Below are 17,629 nucleotides of genomic sequence, written 5' to 3'. Positions count from 1 at the left end.
TCTTTATTAACCTTAAAAATAAGTGGCTTTTTAATATTGTGCTTTCTATGGGGATTTTAATTCACGAAGAAACATTTATATTTCTATTTATACCCCTTTTATTAATTCATTTATTTTATCTTTCTAAAGGAAATTTTCTTGAGAAAATAAAGCGTTTTTGTACTGTTTTGTCTCCTTCAATAATCGTGTTTCTATTGGTTATGTTGAAATTTAATGGGATATCAAATAATATTCAAATTATTTACGATTCCTGGAAGCCTCACAGCCCTTATTTACAACATGTAATTTTTAATTCAGGATTATTTGATGGCAAGCCGAGATTGATTTTTGCTACTATTAAAGAATCCCATAATTTCTTAGGCTTGATAGTGCTTTTTATAGTCAATTTCATCTTTGTAACTCTTGGAGTCTATTTATATGCACGTAGGCATTTCATAGCACTCCTAATGATATCTGCCCTTCAAATTTTACCATCTGTTGCCCTTTGTTTTGTTGCCTCGGATTTTGGACGTTGGTTTTATATACCAAACGTTATTTTGTTGTTCACTATGTTTCTATTAAAAGATAAAATTCCTATAGAAAATATTACTTTTTCTATCTGTAATTTCATTTTAAGAATATATGATAAAGTGGCACTTCCTGCTATTGGCATTTTATTCGTATTCGGAGGAATGCCTTATGGAGGATTTAATATCTATCGATATTTTTATTCTAATCCATTCAATATTATTTTTAATTGGGTAAAATAATTACTAACATACTATTCATGAAAATCACCGACCATATAAAAAACGCAAACGGAAAAACCTTATTTTCCCTTGAAGTGGTGCCACCCCAGAAAGGAATCGGAATCGAAGACCTTTATAAGAACATTGATCCGCTGATGGAATTCAAGCCGCCTTTTATTGATGTAACGACTTCCAGGGAAGAATACATTTACATCGACAAGGGAAACGGGTTGATGGAACGGCGGATTACCAGGATGCGTCCCGGAACTCTCGGGATCTGTGCGGCGATTCAGCATAAATATAATGTAGATACTGTTCCGCATTTATTGTGTGGCGGATTTACCAAAGAAGAAACCGAATATCTCCTGGTCGACTGTATGTATCTGGGAATCGACAATGTAATGGCGCTGAGAGGCGATGCGATGAAAGGGCACCAGTACTTTGAACCGACCGCCGGCGGACATGCCAGTGCCATGGATCTGGTACACCAGATCAATAATCTTGGGAGAGGTAAATATCTGCACAATGAAGAAAAAGAATGTGAAGAGCACAACAAATTCTGCATAGGCGTTGCAGGTTATCCCGAAAAACACATGGAAGCCCCTTCGATGAATTATGACCTGAAATGGCTGAAGCAAAAGGTAGATGCCGGAGCAGATTATATTGTGACCCAAATGTTTTTTGACAATAAGAAATTCATCGAGTTTGTAAAAAAAGCACGTGAAATGGGAATCACCGTGCCGATTATTCCGGGAATTAAACCGATTGCGACCAAAAAACATTTAAAAGTTCTGCCCCAGATTTTTAAAATTGATTTGCCGGAAGAGCTGATCAATGAAGTGGAACATGCCAAAAACAACGAAGCCGTTAAGCAGATCGGTATCGAATGGGCCATTGCCCAATGCCGGGAATTGCTGGATTTCGGCGTTCCGGTGCTGCACTTTTATTCCATGGGAAAAAGCGATAATATTAAAAAAGTAGCCGGGGCGCTATTCTAATAAAGTGAAGTGAATCTCAAGAAAGCCCTGCCGAAAGCGCAGGGTTTTCTTTTTGTGTAGTTTACCGGATTTCGTTCTGATACTGCAGCAGTCTTTCAAAAACACTTTGGGTGGTCGGTTTTGAAGAATCCAGATTAAAAATAAACATTCCGCTTTCGATGTTGAAATAATACTTTGCTTCCTGATCCTGTACCGAAAACCATTTTAAAAGTCCGTTGACAATGTTAATATCTTCCCATTTGAGAATGCTTTCCTGCAAAGGAAATATGTGGGGATGCTGGTGAAGAGTGTCTATAAAATGAATATGGCTCCCTTCTATATAAATTATGCCACTGCCCTGGAAAGCTTTGATCTTGAAAAATTCGTTCTGGGCATTTCCCCTATTATAGCGTACAAAGGCATAATATTCCGGAGTTCCGATTTCCTGCAGGAGCAGGTTTTGTTTCTTTTTCCGGCTTCTCGCTGCGAGGTAAGCAATCAGAAAAATAATCGCCGGAATCGATAAAAGAAAAAGCAGTAAAATAATAATTAAAGCAATGATCGAGGTCATTCGTGTAAGGTTTAAGTTTTACATTACAATTCAGGGTGCCTTTCAAAATCCTTCGTCCGGTCGAACAGGTATCGGTAAGTTGCCAGTTTTCTTGTTACCGTCGTATCGAGATTCTCTGCAATTTTTATCATTTTGGGATTAAAATCACCGATCCACTGCATCTCTGTAATTTTAAAATCGGTATGCTTCCTGAGATGCTGTGTTCCTTCCCAGATCATGTATCCTTCAAGGCCCTTTCTTTGCCACTCCGGAACCACACCAAAAACAAGACCAATCATTTTCTCATTTTTCCTGAACTTTTTAATCCAGAGAAATTTCAGCTTTTCCCATAGCCCGAATTTTCCGTTGAGGTATTTGAACCATTGGTTTGTATCCGGCAGATTCATCCACATTGCCACAGGTTTTTCTTTTTCATAGACAAACCATGAAATATGCTCGTTGATGATGGGTTTCATCATTTTAAACATCTTCAGCACCTTGGATTCTTCCATCTGCTTTCCTTCGCCGTGGGAAGCCCAGGCTTTATTGTAAATTTCAGTAAAATCCCGTGCAAATTTCTCCAGGTGGTTCTTCGTCATCGGCCGTGCGGAAAGGTCCGAATTCTTGCTGTGTTTAGCGTGCATTACCGTAAACACCCTTGAAACTTCAGCGAAAATCGGTCTGGAAAAACAGAGCTGTTCAAAGTAAATTTTAAAGCCGTAGTTTTCAAAAAGATCTTTGTAATAAGGGAAATTATAATTCATTCCGTACAGCGGTTCGATAAATCCTTCGATCACAAGTCCCCAGAATTTGTCCCGTTCCCCGAAGTTGATTGGTCCGTCCATCGCTTCCATCCCTCTTTTCTGCAACCAGTCTTTACAGTAGTCAAAAATAAAATCTGCTGTTTCCTGATCATCGATGCAATCGAAAAATCCGATTCCTCCGGTGGGCTGTTTCTGCTGATAGGTAGTACTGATGAAAACCGCTACTTTCCCGACCGTTTCCAGCTGTTTATTTCTGAATAGAAAACGGGTACATTCTCCGGTTTTAAAAGTCTTGTTTTTTTCAGGATTAAAAATATCCTCAATATCGATATTCCGCGGTCTGATGTAGTTTTTGTCGTTCTTGTAAAGCCTTGCCGGAAACTCTAAAAATTCCTTTTTCTGGGAGTCGTTTTGTACTTCTTCAGCGGTAATCATGATGTAAAAAGATGATGTAGGTGAAAGATAATGTTTTTCAGCCAAATTAAATATGACGAACAGATTTTATCCGTATTTTTGTGCAAATTAAATAAAAATGGTTGATTTTACGGATAACGATGATGATATTTTCACGGGAAAAGAACATACACCCATAAGAGAAGATGCTTTTGATAAATCGCCGGAAGAAAAAATCGAAAAAATTACGGAACTTTTCGGGGAAATCATGCAAACCCTGGGCATGGATATGACGGATGATTCTTTAAAAGATTCGCCGAGACGGGTGGCCAAAATGTATGTGAATGAAATTTTCGGAGGGCTTCTGCCGGAAAACAAACCGGGAATTTCCACTTTTTCGAACAAATATAAATACCGCCAGATGCTGGTGGAAAAAGATATTACCGTATATTCGTTCTGTGAACACCACTTTTTGCCGATTATCGGAAGGGCACACGTAGCCTACATTTCAAACGGTGAAGTGATCGGGCTTTCGAAGATCAACAGGATTGTGGATTATTATGCGAAAAGACCGCAGGTTCAGGAGAGGTTGACAATGCAGATCGTAGACGCTCTGAAAGAAGCGCTGGGAACGAAAGATGTCGCCTGTATCATCGATGCCAAGCACCTTTGTGTAAACTGCCGGGGAATAAAAGATACGGCAAGCTCTACCATTACGGCGGAACTGAGCGGAATTTTCAGGACCAATCCGATTACCAGACAGGAATTCCTGCATTATGTAGGAAGCCATGCGAAATTGGATTAAATGAAAGTGGAGTATTTTAACAATATTAAATATGAACTCCAAAATATCTTCAGGAAAGGTCTTTTAAAGTAAAAACATTAAAGTTAATCATGATAAAATTTAAAAAAGTTTTACACAAAATTTTCATTACAACCATTATTTGTTGTAGCTGATTACCTGTGGAACAACTTTAAAATTTTAAACCCAGAACTTTGAATATAATCATGCAATTAAAAATATACAACTCGCTTGCAGGCGAAAAAGAAATATTTAAACCTATTTTAGAAGGAAATGTCGGAATGTATGTCTGTGGACCGACCGTTTACAGCAATGTGCATTTGGGAAATGTGAGAACCTTCCTGTCCTTCGACTTTATCTACAGAAGCCTGATGCATCTCGGCTATAAAGTAAGATACGTAAGAAACATTACCGATGCCGGACACCTTACCGATGACGGAGATGTAAACAACGACCGTTTTGTAAAGCAAACCCGTCTGGAAAAACTGGAGCCCATGGAAATCGTACAGAAGTATACCGTCGATTTTCATAAAGTCCTGGATCTTTTCAACCTGTTGCCTCCGAACATCGAACCTACAGCGACCGGCCACATTGTAGAGCAGATCGAACTGACCCAGAAATTAATCGAAAAAGGATTTGCTTACGAAAGCAACGGATCCGTCTATTTCGATGTGTTGGAATACAACAAAAGAGGGCTTAACTACGGAGAACTGTCCAAAAGAAATATTGAAGAGCTTTTTGCCAACACCCGCGATCTGGACGGGCAGGGCGAAAAGAAAAACCCGCAGGATTTTGCCCTTTGGAAAAAAGCTTCCCCGGCACACATCATGCGGTGGAATTCACCGTGGGGCGAAGGTTTCCCGGGGTGGCACCTGGAATGTACGGCCATGAGTACAAAATATTTAGGTGAAACTTTTGATATCCACGGAGGCGGAATGGACCTTAAATTCCCGCACCACGAATGTGAAATCGCACAAGGAAAAGCATGCAATGACGCCGCTCCGGTAAATTACTGGATGCATGCCAACATGCTGACCATGAACTCCCAACGGATGAGCAAATCTACCGGAAACTACATTCTGCCTATGCAGCTGGTAACCGGGGAAAACGATTTCTTTGAAAAGGCATTCCATCCGTCAATCGTGCGTTTCTGCTTCCTGCAGGCCCATTACCGAAGTGTGCTGGATATTTCCAATGACGCGATGCTGGCCAGTGAAAAAGGGTTTATCCGATTGATGGAAGCTGTTAAAGTGCTGAACTCAATTGTTCCGAATGATGAAAAACCATCAGGATTCAGTTTGGAAGAATGGAAAAACAAAGCTTATGATGCACTTACGGACGATTTCAATTCTCCGGTGCTGATTGCGCATCTGTTTGAAGCAGTGAAATATATTTTTGCTTTGAATGACGGCAAGGAAACCATTTCAACGAAAGATTTAGGGGAATTAAAAGCCACGCTTAATGCTTTTATTTTCGACGTATTGGGACTTCAGACTATTGAGGAAAACAATAATGAAAAGCTGGATCAGACCTTACAGGTTTTAATAGAACTTAGAAACCAGGCCAGGAAATCCAAAAATTTCGAACTTTCCGACCAGATCCGTGACAAGCTATTGGCAGAAGGCATCGAATTGAAAGACGGAAGGGACGGAACTTCCTACGTATTGAATTAAATGTAAAAAATATTCAGATATAAACTCTCACAGTGATTGTGGGAGTTTTTTTGTGCTTATAATTCGGATGTATCTTATAATGTGAAATCGATTTTATTTATTTTCAGTTGTTTATATAAATGAAAGATTGGAATTCAGTTTGGTGATTCAGGTTTTAAATAGGATTTCTGTTAATCGTTATGTTGACAAGAGAAATTTCCAGAATCCAGCGCACTTCTTCCAACCTATTGATCCGATTTCTACTTCGGGATTACGTTCTATAAAATCTGAATCCTAACCTTAGCCTCAATCTTAATTTTTTTTCAAATCAATCCCAAAATTATGTAACTTAGTCATAATAAAATCATTAAACATTAAATTCAGACACTATGAAAAAACATTTACTCCCTTTATTCCTGTTATTTACCGGGGCAAATGCCTTTGCCCAGCAGGATTTCTTTGCTTTAACCGGAAAAGACACCCCAAATATCGTATTCAGTGATTTCCGTGCTATTGACGGAGCGAATGCCGTTTCCGGCGAAAAGATCTTTACGTCGGATTCGCAGTCGACTGTGTTCTCACAAAGCAGAAACACCTCTGTTACTGAAGATAGAAATTCCTTGAATAATGCCCAGGCCGTAAATATTGCAACGCTGGCGTATGATCCGTACAACAATAACCTGGTGTATATGCCGATGTTTTCTTCAAACATCTATGTTTTAAATGCCAGGACTAAAGAAATTACCTTGGTGGAAAACAGTGTGGCAAGAGTAACTTCATGTGACATCAATTCGCATTTTACGAGGATGGCGACCGGCTACGACGGAAATATTTATGCGGTTAACAATGCGGGTACCCAGTTTCTGCAGATCAGCAGAAAAGGAAACCGGTATGTAGTAAACGACTTGGGGATTATTAAAGATGATGCGTCTAACGGCAAAAATTCTTTTACAACCATTGAAACCGGATTTGGCGGGGATATGATTGCGGATGCGGATAACAACTTCTACATCTTTTCAGCTTCAGGAAATGTATTCAAAGTTTCGACGAAAGAACTGAAGGCAAAATTTGTCGGAAAAATCTCCGGGATTCCCGATAGTTATTCCGTGAACGGTTCTGCTGTTAATTCAAAGGGAAAGGTGGTGATTGCCAGTGCTAAAGGCGCTCCTTTACATGAAGTAGATCTAAATACTTTACAGGCGAAACCGCTGGGAGGCGAACAGAATATGCATATTTATGACCTGGCCAGTAAATATTTCGCCAACGATAAAGCGGTTTCAAATACGGTTTTTGCCAATCTTGATATCTATCCTACAAGAGTGGATGACCATCTGATAAATGTAAACGTAAATGATAAATCTGTAAAAGGAAATATCAGGCTGAATGTTTTTGACCTTTCCGGAAAAAATGTGATGAAGCAAAACCTATCGGTAAAAGACGGCTCTCTTAATCAGCAGGTTTATCTTAAAAATCTGGTCAGCGGAGCTTATCTCATAAATATTACCGACGACTCAGGAAAAATTTTATTGAATAAGAAAATTCTGGTTTCGGAATAATCTTTGCGTATAGATAAAAATTTAAAAACCTTTTCAATCCTTTTTGGAAAGGTTTTTTTAATGAATATTTGATATTCAAAAGACTTCTTTCTCAGTATTATAACGTATTTTTATAAAAAAGATATAAATGAAGCTATATTTTAATGTAGGTTACAACACAAAAATCGGAGAGCAGCTGCAATTGGTGATCAATGATGAAGTTGCAGTACAGCAGATTCATCCTATGTTTTACGGGGAAAATGGATGGTGGAAATGCGAAGTGGATTATTTTTCCAGAATGATTACCTATCAATACCGGCTGGTGGACGACAGGGGAAAAATACTCCGGGAAGAGTTTATTCCGCACCGGCTGAATTTTCCGCACAACTACAAAGAATTTGTCATTTCCGACGAATGGAACAATAAAAATTTTCCGGAAAATTATTTAAACAATAAAATTCTTTACAACAAGCTCAATACATTTAAGCCCGAAAGAATTTCGGTTCTGAAAAAGCACACGCATTTGTTCAGGATAGAAGCCCCGTTATATCATCAGGATTGGAAAATTGTTCTGCTGGGAAGTACGGCTTCATTGGGGAATTGGGATTACAATAAAGTAATTCATCTTGCTCAGACCGATTTCGGCGTGTGGGAAACTTCGCTTGAAATTCAGGAGAACGAATCCATCCAGTACAAATATGCGCTTTACAACAGTGCTGAAGGAAAAGTGATGGATGTGGAGAGCGGCGAAAACCGGTTTGCCGTACCCAATCAGCAGAAAGATGTTCTGCACATCGTCTCCGATCATTATTTTAAATTCAAGCTTTACCAGATGTATCACGATGCAGGGGTTGCGGTTCCGATTTTCGCTCTGAGGACGGAAGACGGATTTGGGGTCGGTGAATTTTCCGACCTGAAGAAACTGGCAGACTGGTCGAATGAAACCGGGCTCGGGATTATCCAGATCCTCCCGATCAATGATACCACCGCCAATTATTCCTGGACGGATTCTTATCCTTACGCTGCCGTTTCAGTATATGCTCTGCATCCACAGTATATTTCACTGGAACATCTGGATTTTAAACTGCCGGAACATCTGTTGGAAGAATACCGCACGGAGAAAGCTGAGCTGAATGCACTGGAACTCATCGATTATGAAAAAATGATTTCAGGAAAATGGAAATACCTGAAAGCTGTTTTTTATGAAGATAAAGAAAAAATTTACAAAGACCGGAACTTCAAAAAGTTCATCAAAGACAATGAAAACTGGCTGATACCATACGCAGCTTTCTGTGTGCTGAGGGATAAATACAGAACACCTAACTTTAACGAGTGGAAAACCCACAAAAAATATATTGCAGGAAAAGTATCCGCTTTCTTTACGGCAAAAAGTAAGGATTACGATGCTTCCATGCTGCATGCCTGGGTGCAGTACCAGCTTCATAGGCAATTAAAAGAGGCTATTGATTATACCCATGGTTTGGGAATTTCCGTAAAAGGGGATTTGCCGATCGGGATTTACAGGCATTCCGTAGAAGCCTGGACAGAACCCGAACTTTTCGGGATGGATTTCCAGGCCGGTGCACCGCCGGATCAGTTTACGGAACTTGGGCAGAACTGGGAATTCCCGACGTACAATTGGGAAGCCATGAAAGCGGACGATTACCAATGGTGGAAAAACAGGTTTAAGGCCTTAGAGCAGTATTTCGATGCCATGAGGATCGACCATATTCTGGGTTTTTTCAGAATCTGGAGAATGCCGGTTTCGGCTACTCAGGGAATTCTGGGCTATTTTTATCCTGCTGTTCCGGTGACGCTGGACGAACTTGATGCGCGCCATATTCCGTTTAATTTCGACAGGTACTGCAAGCCGTTTATCAATGATCAGATTCTGTGGAATTATTTCGGAGAGAATAACGGAAAAGCCCTGGAGTTTATCAGCAACAATCATGACGGTACCTATTCCTTTAAAGAAGAATTCGATACCCAGAGGAAATTATCTGATTTCTTTAAAAGAAACCCTGGAAGCCCGATCGAAGAACAGCTGATCTCTCTTTGTGCCAATGTTCTGTTCTTAGTGGAAGAGCGAGACGGTCAGGTGGCCTATCATCCGAGGTTTAATGTGTTCCATACCGATTCCTATCATCATCTGTCAGATTGGGAAAAGAAAGCAATCTATGATCTGTACAATGATTATTTTTTCAAAAGGCAGGACCCTCTGTGGAAGGAAAAAGCTATGGAAAAACTTCCTGTCATCCTGAATGCAACAAAAATGCTGATCTGCGGAGAAGATCTGGGCCTTGTGCCGGATTGTGTTCCGGAAGTGATGGATGAGCTGGCGATTGTGGCTTTAAAAGTTCAGCGGATGCCTTCCGACAACATTCCTTTCTATAATCCGAAAAATGCAGGATACCTGAATGTGGTAACAGCTTCTTCTCATGACAGCTCTACATTACGACAATGGTGGAAAGAAAATCCGGATTTAATACAGCAATATTTCAATCAGCAGCTGGGACAATATGGGAAAGCGCCTGAAGAACTCGATACTTATCTGGCGGAAATCATCATGAAGCAGCATCTTTATAACAATGCCATGCTGGCTATTTTCCCGATCCAGGAATTTCTGGCTACCGATCAACAGCTGGTAAATCCGAAAACGGATAACGAGCGGATCAACAATCCTGCCGTGTTTCCGCATTACTGGAGATACAGGATGCACCTTAATCTGGAAGACTTGAAAAATCAGCCCGATTTTAATGCTAAAATAGCCTATTGGGTAAAAGATAGCGGAAGATTGTAAATTTAATATTTGATTATCAAATAGTTAATAATAAATTAAAAGAAGTTTTATCATATGATTTAACTTCTTTTTTTTATTTATATCAAAAAGATAGAATTAAGAATTCTGCTATATTAACCAATTAACGACTATAGAAATGAAAAAAATATTGATCGGTTTTGCTTTGGGTATTGCGACATTGTCGTTTGCTCAACAGTATCCCAATAATGGCTGGAACGATGATGGCTATTATGACAATGACGGAGGATATTACAGTGATCAGGATGATCAGAATTATTTCCCTGATGATTATTATTACGATTATCCGCAGGATTATTATCCGCAAGATTACTATATGACCAATTATAATGATTACAGGAGCAGCATCATCAATATCGACTGGAATATTTTCTTTGCTCAGAACAGGCTCAACCGCTGGCAGGTAGACCAGATCATGAGATTGAACAACCTGTACGGGAATTTCAGTACCTGGAATAATTTCTACCGCTACAATCCGGACCGATGGTATTACGACCGGTTCTATGCCTTGCAGAGAATCATGGGGCCTAGGGTTTTCGTTGTATTCCAGAATAATTACTACAGAGGGTGCAGCCCGGTGGTGTATTTCCAGAATTACAGGAGGACTCATTACGGAGCGATCTGCAGGCCGATGCCCCGTTACCGGAATGTAAACATCAATATCTACAGGGTAGACCGGGCAAGATTCCGAAGAATGGATAACCCGACGTTCAATATTGTGAGAGGAAGTGACCGACCGAATAACGGATTCAGAGGTGGAGTAAGAGATGGCAACGGCGGATTCCGCAATCAGAATGAAAACAGAAATCCGGTTTTCAGAAATGATAATCCGGGAATCAGAAATAATGGCGGCTTCAGAGGAAACGGAAACAACGGAGGAATGAAAGCTGACGGAATGAGAGGCAACGGAGGATTCCGCACAGAACGTACCGAAAGAATTGAAAACAACGGCGGTAATCGCGGAGGCGGTTTCAGAGGCGGAGAAGGCAGAAGGGAAGAAGCTCCGAGACGAGAGAATAATGGAGGCAGTTTCAGAAATGATGGTGGTTTCAGGAGAAGTGAAAGCCAGCCCCAGCAACAAAACAGAGGAGGTGGAGAAAGCAGAGGAAACGGCGGCTTCCGAAACGGATTTGCAAAAAATTAAATTTCATATATTATATTTAAGTGGTGTGAGGGCAGATTTTAGGATCTGCTCTTTTTATTTAATTTATTTGAATAATTAATATTTAAATTTAACATTAATTATGAATTTTTGGTTTTAACTTTTAATTTAACGGATAATCAAAAAGATATAAAAGAAATAATTAAAGATTTAAGAATATGAAAAAGTTAGTTTTAGCAATAGCATTTATCGGAATAGGAAGTTTCGCAATGGCTCAGCAAACAGCTCCGACTTCTCAGGAAAGACAGGCCAAAAGGGCAGAGATGAAAGAAAAATTCCAGCAGAGAGAGCAGGAGCATCTGGCCCAGATGCAGAAAGATTTAAACCTGAACCAGGGTCAGGTAGATAAGATCAGGGCACTTCAGGATCGGAAGAAAGCGGAAATGAAAGCTGAGTTTGAAAAAAACAAAGGCGAAAGACAGGCAAGAATGGAGCAGATGAAAGCCAAGAGGGCACAGAGGGATGCGGAAATGAAGCAGATTCTTACTCCACAACAGTATGATAAATGGCAGGCTGACCGAAAAGCAAAAATGGAGCAGAGAAGAATGGCAATGAAAGAAAAAGGAATGAAGGGGCCGAGAATGCATAAGCCGATGAATACGGCTCCGCAAGCAAACTAAGTAGTTTATAATTTGTGTTTTTTTTAATGTGTGTGAGAGCGGAATGTATTCCGCTCTTTTTATTAATTTTAGGTAAAACCTTTGATTTCGGGGTTTTATTCCCTAATTTTGGCAGTAAATTTATGACTTATGGTAAGCGAAAAAATTGCAGGATTAATTAATGAACAGATAGCCCACGAACAGTATGCGGCACAATATTATCTTTCAATGTCTGCATGGTTTTCCGGAAAAGACCTTGACGGAATTGCCAATTATTTCAGAGTACAAAGCAAGGAAGAACTGATGCATGCAGATAAGATGTTTGACTATTTAAATGATGTAGGCGGAGAAATCATCATCGGAGAAATCCCGAAGCCGCCGCATGAATTTGCGAATGCCATCGACATCTTTGAAAAAGCATTAGCCCACGAAAAAGTGGTTACCAAAAGTATTTTCAACATTGTAAAGAATGCCAATGACGAAGGCGATTTTGCCACCACTTCTTTCCTTCAGTGGTTCATCAACGAGCAGGTGGAAGAGGAAGCGAGCGCTTCACAGCTGGTAACCAAAATAAAAATGGTCAGCGACAATCCTTCCGCGCTGTATCTTTTCGATCAGGAACTGGCGCAACGGGTTTTCACTCCGGATGCTACGGCGTAATTATTTAAAATACAGATAAAAGTGGGCTTAAAAAAGTCCACTTTTATTATGCTTAATTTTTTTTTCGAGATTAAATTCAGCGTGTAAATCAACTTTACTTACAGCAGTTTTATAAATAAATCAACTGCGTTTTCAGAACTTTCCTTCCCAGCTTTTCCAGGATGTTTTTATAATGTCCGATCTGCCTTTCATCCTTTGCCGATGGATCACCTGTTTTGAAATCAACAATAATATAGCCTTCCCGGTTTCTGAGGATACGGTCGGGCCGGTAGACGCGGCTTTCCCCGTTTTCCGTGATCATAATATCCTTTTCATTAATCACTTCCCATTGTTCACCGAAAAATTCAGCGTTATCCAATATGATCTCTTCCAGGTTTTTATGAATTTTTTTGCTTTCTTCGATCGTAATGTGACCTTCCAGAACATAACATTCCAGGACTTTGCGGATATCTTTTGCCGTATTGATCTGCGACAGCAGTTCGTGAACAAAAAGCCCGATCCTTACTTTTTCCACCCGGACCTGGTAATTTTTTGAGGGCGTGGCAATTTTAATGGAAGTATTCTTCTCGTTGACATTCTTTAGGGCCGGGATATCCTTGGTTTCAAAATGGGAGGTTTTATCTTTCGAATATTTTTTCAGCATTTCAGCATGGGTTTCATAGACGTCGAATTCATCGAGGGCTTCAGGATTCTTAGACTGCAGGAAGTCCAGCAGCTCCAGATTATTTGAGGTCTTGTTGGCTTTCTGAATATAAAAAAACAGTTGCTCTACAGGTCTTGTAGTCGCTACATATTGCAGGCACAACCTGTCCACCATATTTTTATAAGCATTCTGTTTGTTGAAAATTTCAATCTCTTCATCATATACTTCAAGATTTTTACTGAACTGATTGATGTTCACTGATCTCAGCACACTGTCGTTAGCCGTTTCAAACCAGTTGGTAAATTCGGCATCCCGGTTTTTATTCATCATCGGGATAAAAACAATAGGGAATTCCAGGCCTTTTGCTTTATGGATCGTCATGATCTGGATGGCATCAATATTTTCCGAAGCCTGAATGGTATAGGCCGAAGCCTCTTCATCCCAATACTTGAGAAATTCCTTGATGCTGGCACCGGCATTCTGTGTGAAGTTGAAAAGCATTTCCAGAAAATTCAGCAGGAAGTCGGTTTCCTTATTCTCTGCTGAAAATTCGTTGATGTAATATTCTATGAAATTGTATAAATTGAACCTTGGGAAATTATCCTGTCTCAACTTTAAAGAATAGTTTTCACGGATGAACTGCAGCACTTCTTCATGGCCTTCGATTTCCAGGATCCTTTTCATTTCTAAAGTGAAATCTGCCATGTGAATCCTTCCCAGTTTGTTCAGGTAATACATCATCATGATCAGATTCGGTTTATTCTTGGGATTGATTTCCCATCTCAGGAATTCGATGACGGCTTTCAGCGTGTTGGACAGTTCCAGCGTAAGGCCTTTATCCGAGATGGTTTTGATATTCGTTTCTTCTCCCCGATAACATACTTTGAGGTTTCCGAGTTTCTGCGAATAACTGAAGATGTCAAAATTGCCGCGGCAGAGAATCGTAATGTCGGAAAACCGGAAGCCGTTATCCAGAATTTCCTGAATGTCTTTCCGCATTCTTTCGGAAGTATCGTTATAGAAATCTTCATTCGTAAGATTTTCAATAAGATTGACTTTTACACGGCCGTCCATTGAAGATTTAGGGTTCTGCTCGCCGTCGGTTCCGAAAATATTCCGGTGCTCCTCCGTCAGATATTCCGAATGGTATTTGTAAAGTTCATTATTAAACTGAACGATATTTTTGGCGCTCCGCCAGTTGTCCTTCAGTACCAGGAGATCTGCCTGTTTGGGAGTCCTTTCTTTTTTATTGATAATGTCCAGCATCAGCTTGCTTTCCCCGCCACGGAAACGGTAGATGCTCTGTTTAGGATCGCCTACCAAAGTGAAAGAAGTATTCTCCGTGGAAATGGAGTGATCTCTCAACGGGAGAAAGTTCTGCCATTGCAGTTCTGAAGTATCCTGAAACTCATCGAAGAAGTAATGCTGGAATTGCGAGCCTACTTTCTCATAAATAAAAGCGGAAGGCTCGTTCTTAAGGTTTTCATTGATGAGAATATTGAATTTCGAAAGCAGAACCAGGTCATTTTCTTCCTCAATTTTTTTCAGTTCATCCTGGATATCCTTGTTCACTTTTAAAGGAAGCAGGGCCGATAAAATTTTCTCTTTTTTCTGGGTCTCGATATACAGGAGGATCAGCTGCATCCGGTTTTCCAACAGCTGGTCCAGTACTTCTAAAATCTCAGTCTCTTTGTGTTTGGATTTGGAAGAAGCTCCTTTCCGGTAATTGTTTATTACCGATTCTTCTGCAGTGGTGGGAAAAGGAAACCCCGTCCTTTTCTGATGATAAAAATCCAGAACTTTGGTGAAAAAGCCTCCGATCCCGTTTTTTCCCTGTGCAAAATCTTCAATTTCAATATTTTTTGATCTGAACAGTTCAATGGATTGAGTTGCAAGATCAATGGCCTGCTTTTTATTTAAAGCAATTTCTTTCCGGAGGGTATTCTTTATATTGTCGTAATTCGTATTATCGAAATCTTTGTTGTTCTTAAGATGTTCGTAATGGATATCTTTTACAAATTCTTTCGCCGAACCGTATAAGCTTTTATTTAAATTGATCCGCTCATTATTCTCCAGACTGTAATCTACATAATCCATGAATGAATTTGAGATGACTTCGTTTTCGCCAATCTGATCGAGCATTTTGTCAACAGCTTCAATCAGGTAAGGTTCCGCTTCAATTTCAAGGTTGAAATTCTTGGCCAGCCCCAATTCATAAGAAAAGCTTCTTACCAGCCGCGAATTAAAACGGTCGATCGTTCCGATATTCAGGGTGGAATAATTGTGAAGCACATAATCCAGCATTTTTTTTGCCCGTTGATGAAGATCATCAATGGTTATTTTTACACCCTCTTCCTCAAATGCTTTCTGGATATTCTTTAAGTCCCCGTTTTCTGCAAAATGATCAGATGAGAAATTACCAAGCCAGGTCAGGATTCTTTCCTTCATTTCATTGGCCGCCTTATTGGTAAAGGTTAATGCAAGGATATTCCTGATCGACTGCTGCTGATTAGGATACCGGAGGCAGATCATCAGAAGCCTCTGGACCAAAGCATAAGTTTTCCCGGAGCCTGCCGAAGCATTAATTACCGTATAAGAATTTTGCATAACTAAGTAGAATTCAGACTGCAAGTTAGCTAATTTTTAAATCAAATTTTAACAATTTTAGATCTGTATTTAACAGTTTTAAAAATAAAATTCTAAAAGAAATGCCAAAACACGTTAACTGTGGTTAAACTTATGGTTTAGTCTGAAAATAGCTTTAGTTTTGTTCAATAAAAAACTGTCCGTGAAAATTAAACTATTCTTTATTTTATTTACTGTTTTTTTCATCAACATCAGTGCCCAGAGTTATATCTTCGGGAAAATTACCTCTGAGGATAATAATGAGTTGCCCGATGTTACAGTAATCAATATCAGAACGGATGAAAGGGTTTTAAGCAACCGCGACGGGCATTTTATGATTTCGGGAAGGGCAGGGGACGAGCTCCGTTTTGTAAAAACCGGTTATGAAAGGATCAATAAGAATGTCACCAGGGAAAACATCAGTTCGTCCGTTAACGTCACTTTGGTAAGGGCAGCCGAGCTTATCGCTGAAGTTGAAATTAGGAAAAACCTGACAGGTGATCTTAAAATCGATTCCAAAAATCTCAATGCTCCGAGAAAAGTAGAAAAACTGAAAAGCGATCTGGCCGTTTACATGTCCCAGAAGTCAGACCCAAGGATTATGGCGGCAAGGCCGGGAGAATTTGTACAGCCGAAAGGGCAGGGCTTTTCCATCGGTAAAGTAAAAGATAAATGGGACGACCTGGACTTTGCCAATTATCTGGCCTATGCTTTGGGCGAAAAATATTTTACCGATCTTAAAATCGATAAAACCTTTATTCAGCATTTCATCTATTATGTTTTGGCCGGAGGTTTTGAGCGGAGAAATATCCTGAAATACGGTTTTTGCAGCGATGCCGATCTGATGAGGTTTCAGCGGGCGGTATTGATAAGAATCTCATCGTACAGAGCACCGCAAACCCAAAAATGATACTGATGAAAATCTGGGTTTCTATTTTACTGCTTCTGTTTTTCATTCCGGCATTTTCACAACAGAAGATTTCGGGCAGGATTACTGATGAAGACGGGATCGCTTTACCGGCGGTAACGGTAATAAATATGGCTACCGACCGGAAAGTATATACTGCTGACGACGGTGTTTTTTCCATTGAAATATCTTCTCCCATTGATGAGATCAGATTCGTAAGAAACGGCTTTGAAAGATCTTCGATAAAGGCTTCATACGGGATGAATAAGGTAATGGACATCCGTCTTACCAGAGTGGCTCAGGAAATTCAGGAAGTGCAGGTTGCTAAACTTACCGGAGATCTTAACAAAGATTCAAAAGCTGTGGCCAAAATTGACCGGTCGCAGATTGTAGAAGATGCAGTAGGCCTCCCGCAGCCGGCAGGTAAAATGCGGGAAGCTCCGGCTGATGTAAAGCAGGTACTGCTCCCGATACTTTTGGGAAATCTGAATGTACAGGGGTTGTATGATCTCGTCAGCGGAGATGCGCGGAGAATGAAGCGGCAATACCGGTATGATGATCTTCAGGAAGACATTGCATGGATCAGGGCCCGGGTGGAAGATGAATATTTTACCAAAGAAGAAATTCCTGTTGAAAGAATATCCGAGTTTATTGAATTTGCTTTTGTCAGTAAGCCGCAGTCCAGAACTTTCGTGAGGGCTAAAAATCTAACGGGTGCGTTGTCGAGAATGGAAAATGCTTTTCCTGTTTTTGTCGCAAGAATCAAAGGAGAAAAAACTTCAAAATAATGTTAAAGAAATCTTAAAATATGGAA

General features: G+C 40.0%; 14 protein-coding genes. 11 read left to right on the top strand and 3 right to left on the bottom strand.

Annotated elements, in window-relative coordinates; all coding sequences use genetic code 11:
- Nucleotides 1-749, top strand: a 749-nt coding sequence (locus FY557_RS20170) for a hypothetical protein (RefSeq protein ID WP_185151752.1), incomplete at its 5' end; no start/stop codon positions are given.
- 17 nt (nt 750-766) lie between these two features.
- Nucleotides 767-1,726 carry a methylenetetrahydrofolate reductase [NAD(P)H] gene (gene metF, locus FY557_RS16690; protein WP_149248381.1) on the top strand — a complete coding sequence of 320 codons (960 nt, stop codon included), beginning with the start codon at nt 767-769 and terminating at the stop codon, nt 1,724-1,726.
- Between the two features lie 61 nt (nt 1,727-1,787).
- On the opposite strand, the gene FY557_RS16685 is transcribed toward metF, so the two are convergent.
- The gene (locus tag FY557_RS16685; RefSeq protein ID WP_149248380.1) at nt 1,788-2,276 is read right to left on the bottom strand and encodes a hypothetical protein; all 489 of its coding nucleotides are present in this window, start codon (nt 2,274-2,276) and stop codon (nt 1,788-1,790) included.
- A 23-nt stretch (nt 2,277-2,299) separates the two neighbouring features.
- Nucleotides 2,300-3,454 (bottom strand): hypothetical protein, encoded by a 1,155-nt coding sequence (locus tag FY557_RS16680; protein WP_149248379.1) that lies wholly within the window; start codon nt 3,452-3,454, stop codon nt 2,300-2,302.
- A gap of 97 nt (nt 3,455-3,551) precedes the next feature.
- Here FY557_RS16680 and folE point away from each other — a divergent pair, with 97 nt between their 5' ends.
- The 7 genes from folE (at nt 3,552) to FY557_RS16645 (ending at nt 12,640) form a co-directional block, all read left to right on the top strand.
- The gene (gene folE / locus FY557_RS16675) at nt 3,552-4,217 is read left to right on the top strand and encodes a GTP cyclohydrolase I FolE (protein ID WP_149248378.1); all 666 of its coding nucleotides are present in this window, start codon (nt 3,552-3,554) and stop codon (nt 4,215-4,217) included.
- Between the two features lie 203 nt (nt 4,218-4,420).
- Complete coding sequence (cysS, locus tag FY557_RS16670) at nt 4,421-5,887, top strand: cysteine--tRNA ligase (RefSeq protein WP_149248377.1); 1,467 nt, start codon at nt 4,421-4,423, stop codon at nt 5,885-5,887.
- Nucleotides 5,888-6,255: 368 nt separating this feature from the next.
- Nucleotides 6,256-7,422, top strand: coding sequence for a T9SS type A sorting domain-containing protein (locus FY557_RS16665; protein ID WP_149248376.1), 1,167 nt, complete (start codon nt 6,256-6,258; stop codon nt 7,420-7,422).
- 127 nt (nt 7,423-7,549) lie between these two features.
- Complete coding sequence (locus FY557_RS16660; protein WP_149248375.1) at nt 7,550-10,201, top strand: 4-alpha-glucanotransferase; 2,652 nt, start codon at nt 7,550-7,552, stop codon at nt 10,199-10,201.
- Nucleotides 10,202-10,337: 136 nt separating this feature from the next.
- Nucleotides 10,338-11,363 (top strand): hypothetical protein, encoded by a 1,026-nt coding sequence (locus FY557_RS16655; RefSeq protein WP_149248374.1) that lies wholly within the window; start codon nt 10,338-10,340, stop codon nt 11,361-11,363.
- Between the two features lie 176 nt (nt 11,364-11,539).
- Nucleotides 11,540-12,001 carry a hypothetical protein gene (locus tag FY557_RS16650; RefSeq protein ID WP_149248373.1) on the top strand — a complete coding sequence of 154 codons (462 nt, stop codon included), beginning with the start codon at nt 11,540-11,542 and terminating at the stop codon, nt 11,999-12,001.
- Between the two features lie 129 nt (nt 12,002-12,130).
- Nucleotides 12,131-12,640, top strand: a complete 510-nt coding sequence (locus FY557_RS16645; RefSeq protein WP_149248372.1) for a ferritin — start codon at nt 12,131-12,133, stop codon at nt 12,638-12,640.
- 109 nt (nt 12,641-12,749) lie between these two features.
- Here the strand turns inward: FY557_RS16645 and FY557_RS16640 are convergent, their stop codons facing one another.
- Complete coding sequence (locus FY557_RS16640) at nt 12,750-15,890, bottom strand: UvrD-helicase domain-containing protein (RefSeq protein ID WP_149248371.1); 3,141 nt, start codon at nt 15,888-15,890, stop codon at nt 12,750-12,752.
- Between the two features lie 181 nt (nt 15,891-16,071).
- Here FY557_RS16640 and FY557_RS16635 point away from each other — a divergent pair, with 181 nt between their 5' ends.
- Together FY557_RS16635 and FY557_RS16630 are read left to right on the top strand one after the other, a co-directional pair.
- Nucleotides 16,072-16,818 (top strand): carboxypeptidase regulatory-like domain-containing protein, encoded by a 747-nt coding sequence (locus tag FY557_RS16635; RefSeq protein WP_149248370.1) that lies wholly within the window; start codon nt 16,072-16,074, stop codon nt 16,816-16,818.
- 5 nt (nt 16,819-16,823) lie between these two features.
- Nucleotides 16,824-17,603, top strand: coding sequence for a carboxypeptidase-like regulatory domain-containing protein (locus FY557_RS16630; RefSeq protein WP_149248369.1), 780 nt, complete (start codon nt 16,824-16,826; stop codon nt 17,601-17,603).
- The last annotated feature ends 26 nt before the right edge of the window (nt 17,604-17,629 follow it).

The sequence above is a fragment of the Chryseobacterium sp. SN22 genome (assembly GCF_008329705.1).
Classification (GTDB): domain Bacteria; phylum Bacteroidota; class Bacteroidia; order Flavobacteriales; family Weeksellaceae; genus Chryseobacterium.
Note: the sequence above shows the minus strand (reverse complement) of the source record. Positions and strands in the feature narration are given on the sequence as shown.

What these genes read in the sequence shown, in the direction of transcription:
- cysS (WP_149248377.1), top strand. Translation starts at nt 4,421, where the DNA reads ATGCAATTAAAAATATACAACTCGCTTGCAGGCGAAAAAGAAATATTT.
- FY557_RS16660 (WP_149248375.1), top strand. Translation starts at nt 7,550, where the DNA reads ATGAAGCTATATTTTAATGTAGGTTACAACACAAAAATCGGAGAGCAG.
- metF (WP_149248381.1), top strand. Translation starts at nt 767, where the DNA reads ATGAAAATCACCGACCATATAAAAAACGCAAACGGAAAAACCTTATTT.
- FY557_RS16665 (WP_149248376.1), top strand. Translation starts at nt 6,256, where the DNA reads ATGAAAAAACATTTACTCCCTTTATTCCTGTTATTTACCGGGGCAAAT.
- FY557_RS16645 (WP_149248372.1), top strand. Translation starts at nt 12,131, where the DNA reads ATGGTAAGCGAAAAAATTGCAGGATTAATTAATGAACAGATAGCCCAC.
- FY557_RS16630 (WP_149248369.1), top strand. Translation starts at nt 16,824, where the DNA reads ATGAAAATCTGGGTTTCTATTTTACTGCTTCTGTTTTTCATTCCGGCA.
- FY557_RS16650 (WP_149248373.1), top strand. Translation starts at nt 11,540, where the DNA reads ATGAAAAAGTTAGTTTTAGCAATAGCATTTATCGGAATAGGAAGTTTC.
- FY557_RS16680 (WP_149248379.1), bottom strand. Translation starts at nt 3,454, where the DNA reads ATGATTACCGCTGAAGAAGTACAAAACGACTCCCAGAAAAAGGAATTT.
- FY557_RS16685 (WP_149248380.1), bottom strand. Translation starts at nt 2,276, where the DNA reads ATGACCTCGATCATTGCTTTAATTATTATTTTACTGCTTTTTCTTTTA.
- FY557_RS16640 (WP_149248371.1), bottom strand. Translation starts at nt 15,890, where the DNA reads ATGCAAAATTCTTATACGGTAATTAATGCTTCGGCAGGCTCCGGGAAA.
- folE (WP_149248378.1), top strand. Translation starts at nt 3,552, where the DNA reads ATGGTTGATTTTACGGATAACGATGATGATATTTTCACGGGAAAAGAA.
- FY557_RS16655 (WP_149248374.1), top strand. Translation starts at nt 10,338, where the DNA reads ATGAAAAAAATATTGATCGGTTTTGCTTTGGGTATTGCGACATTGTCG.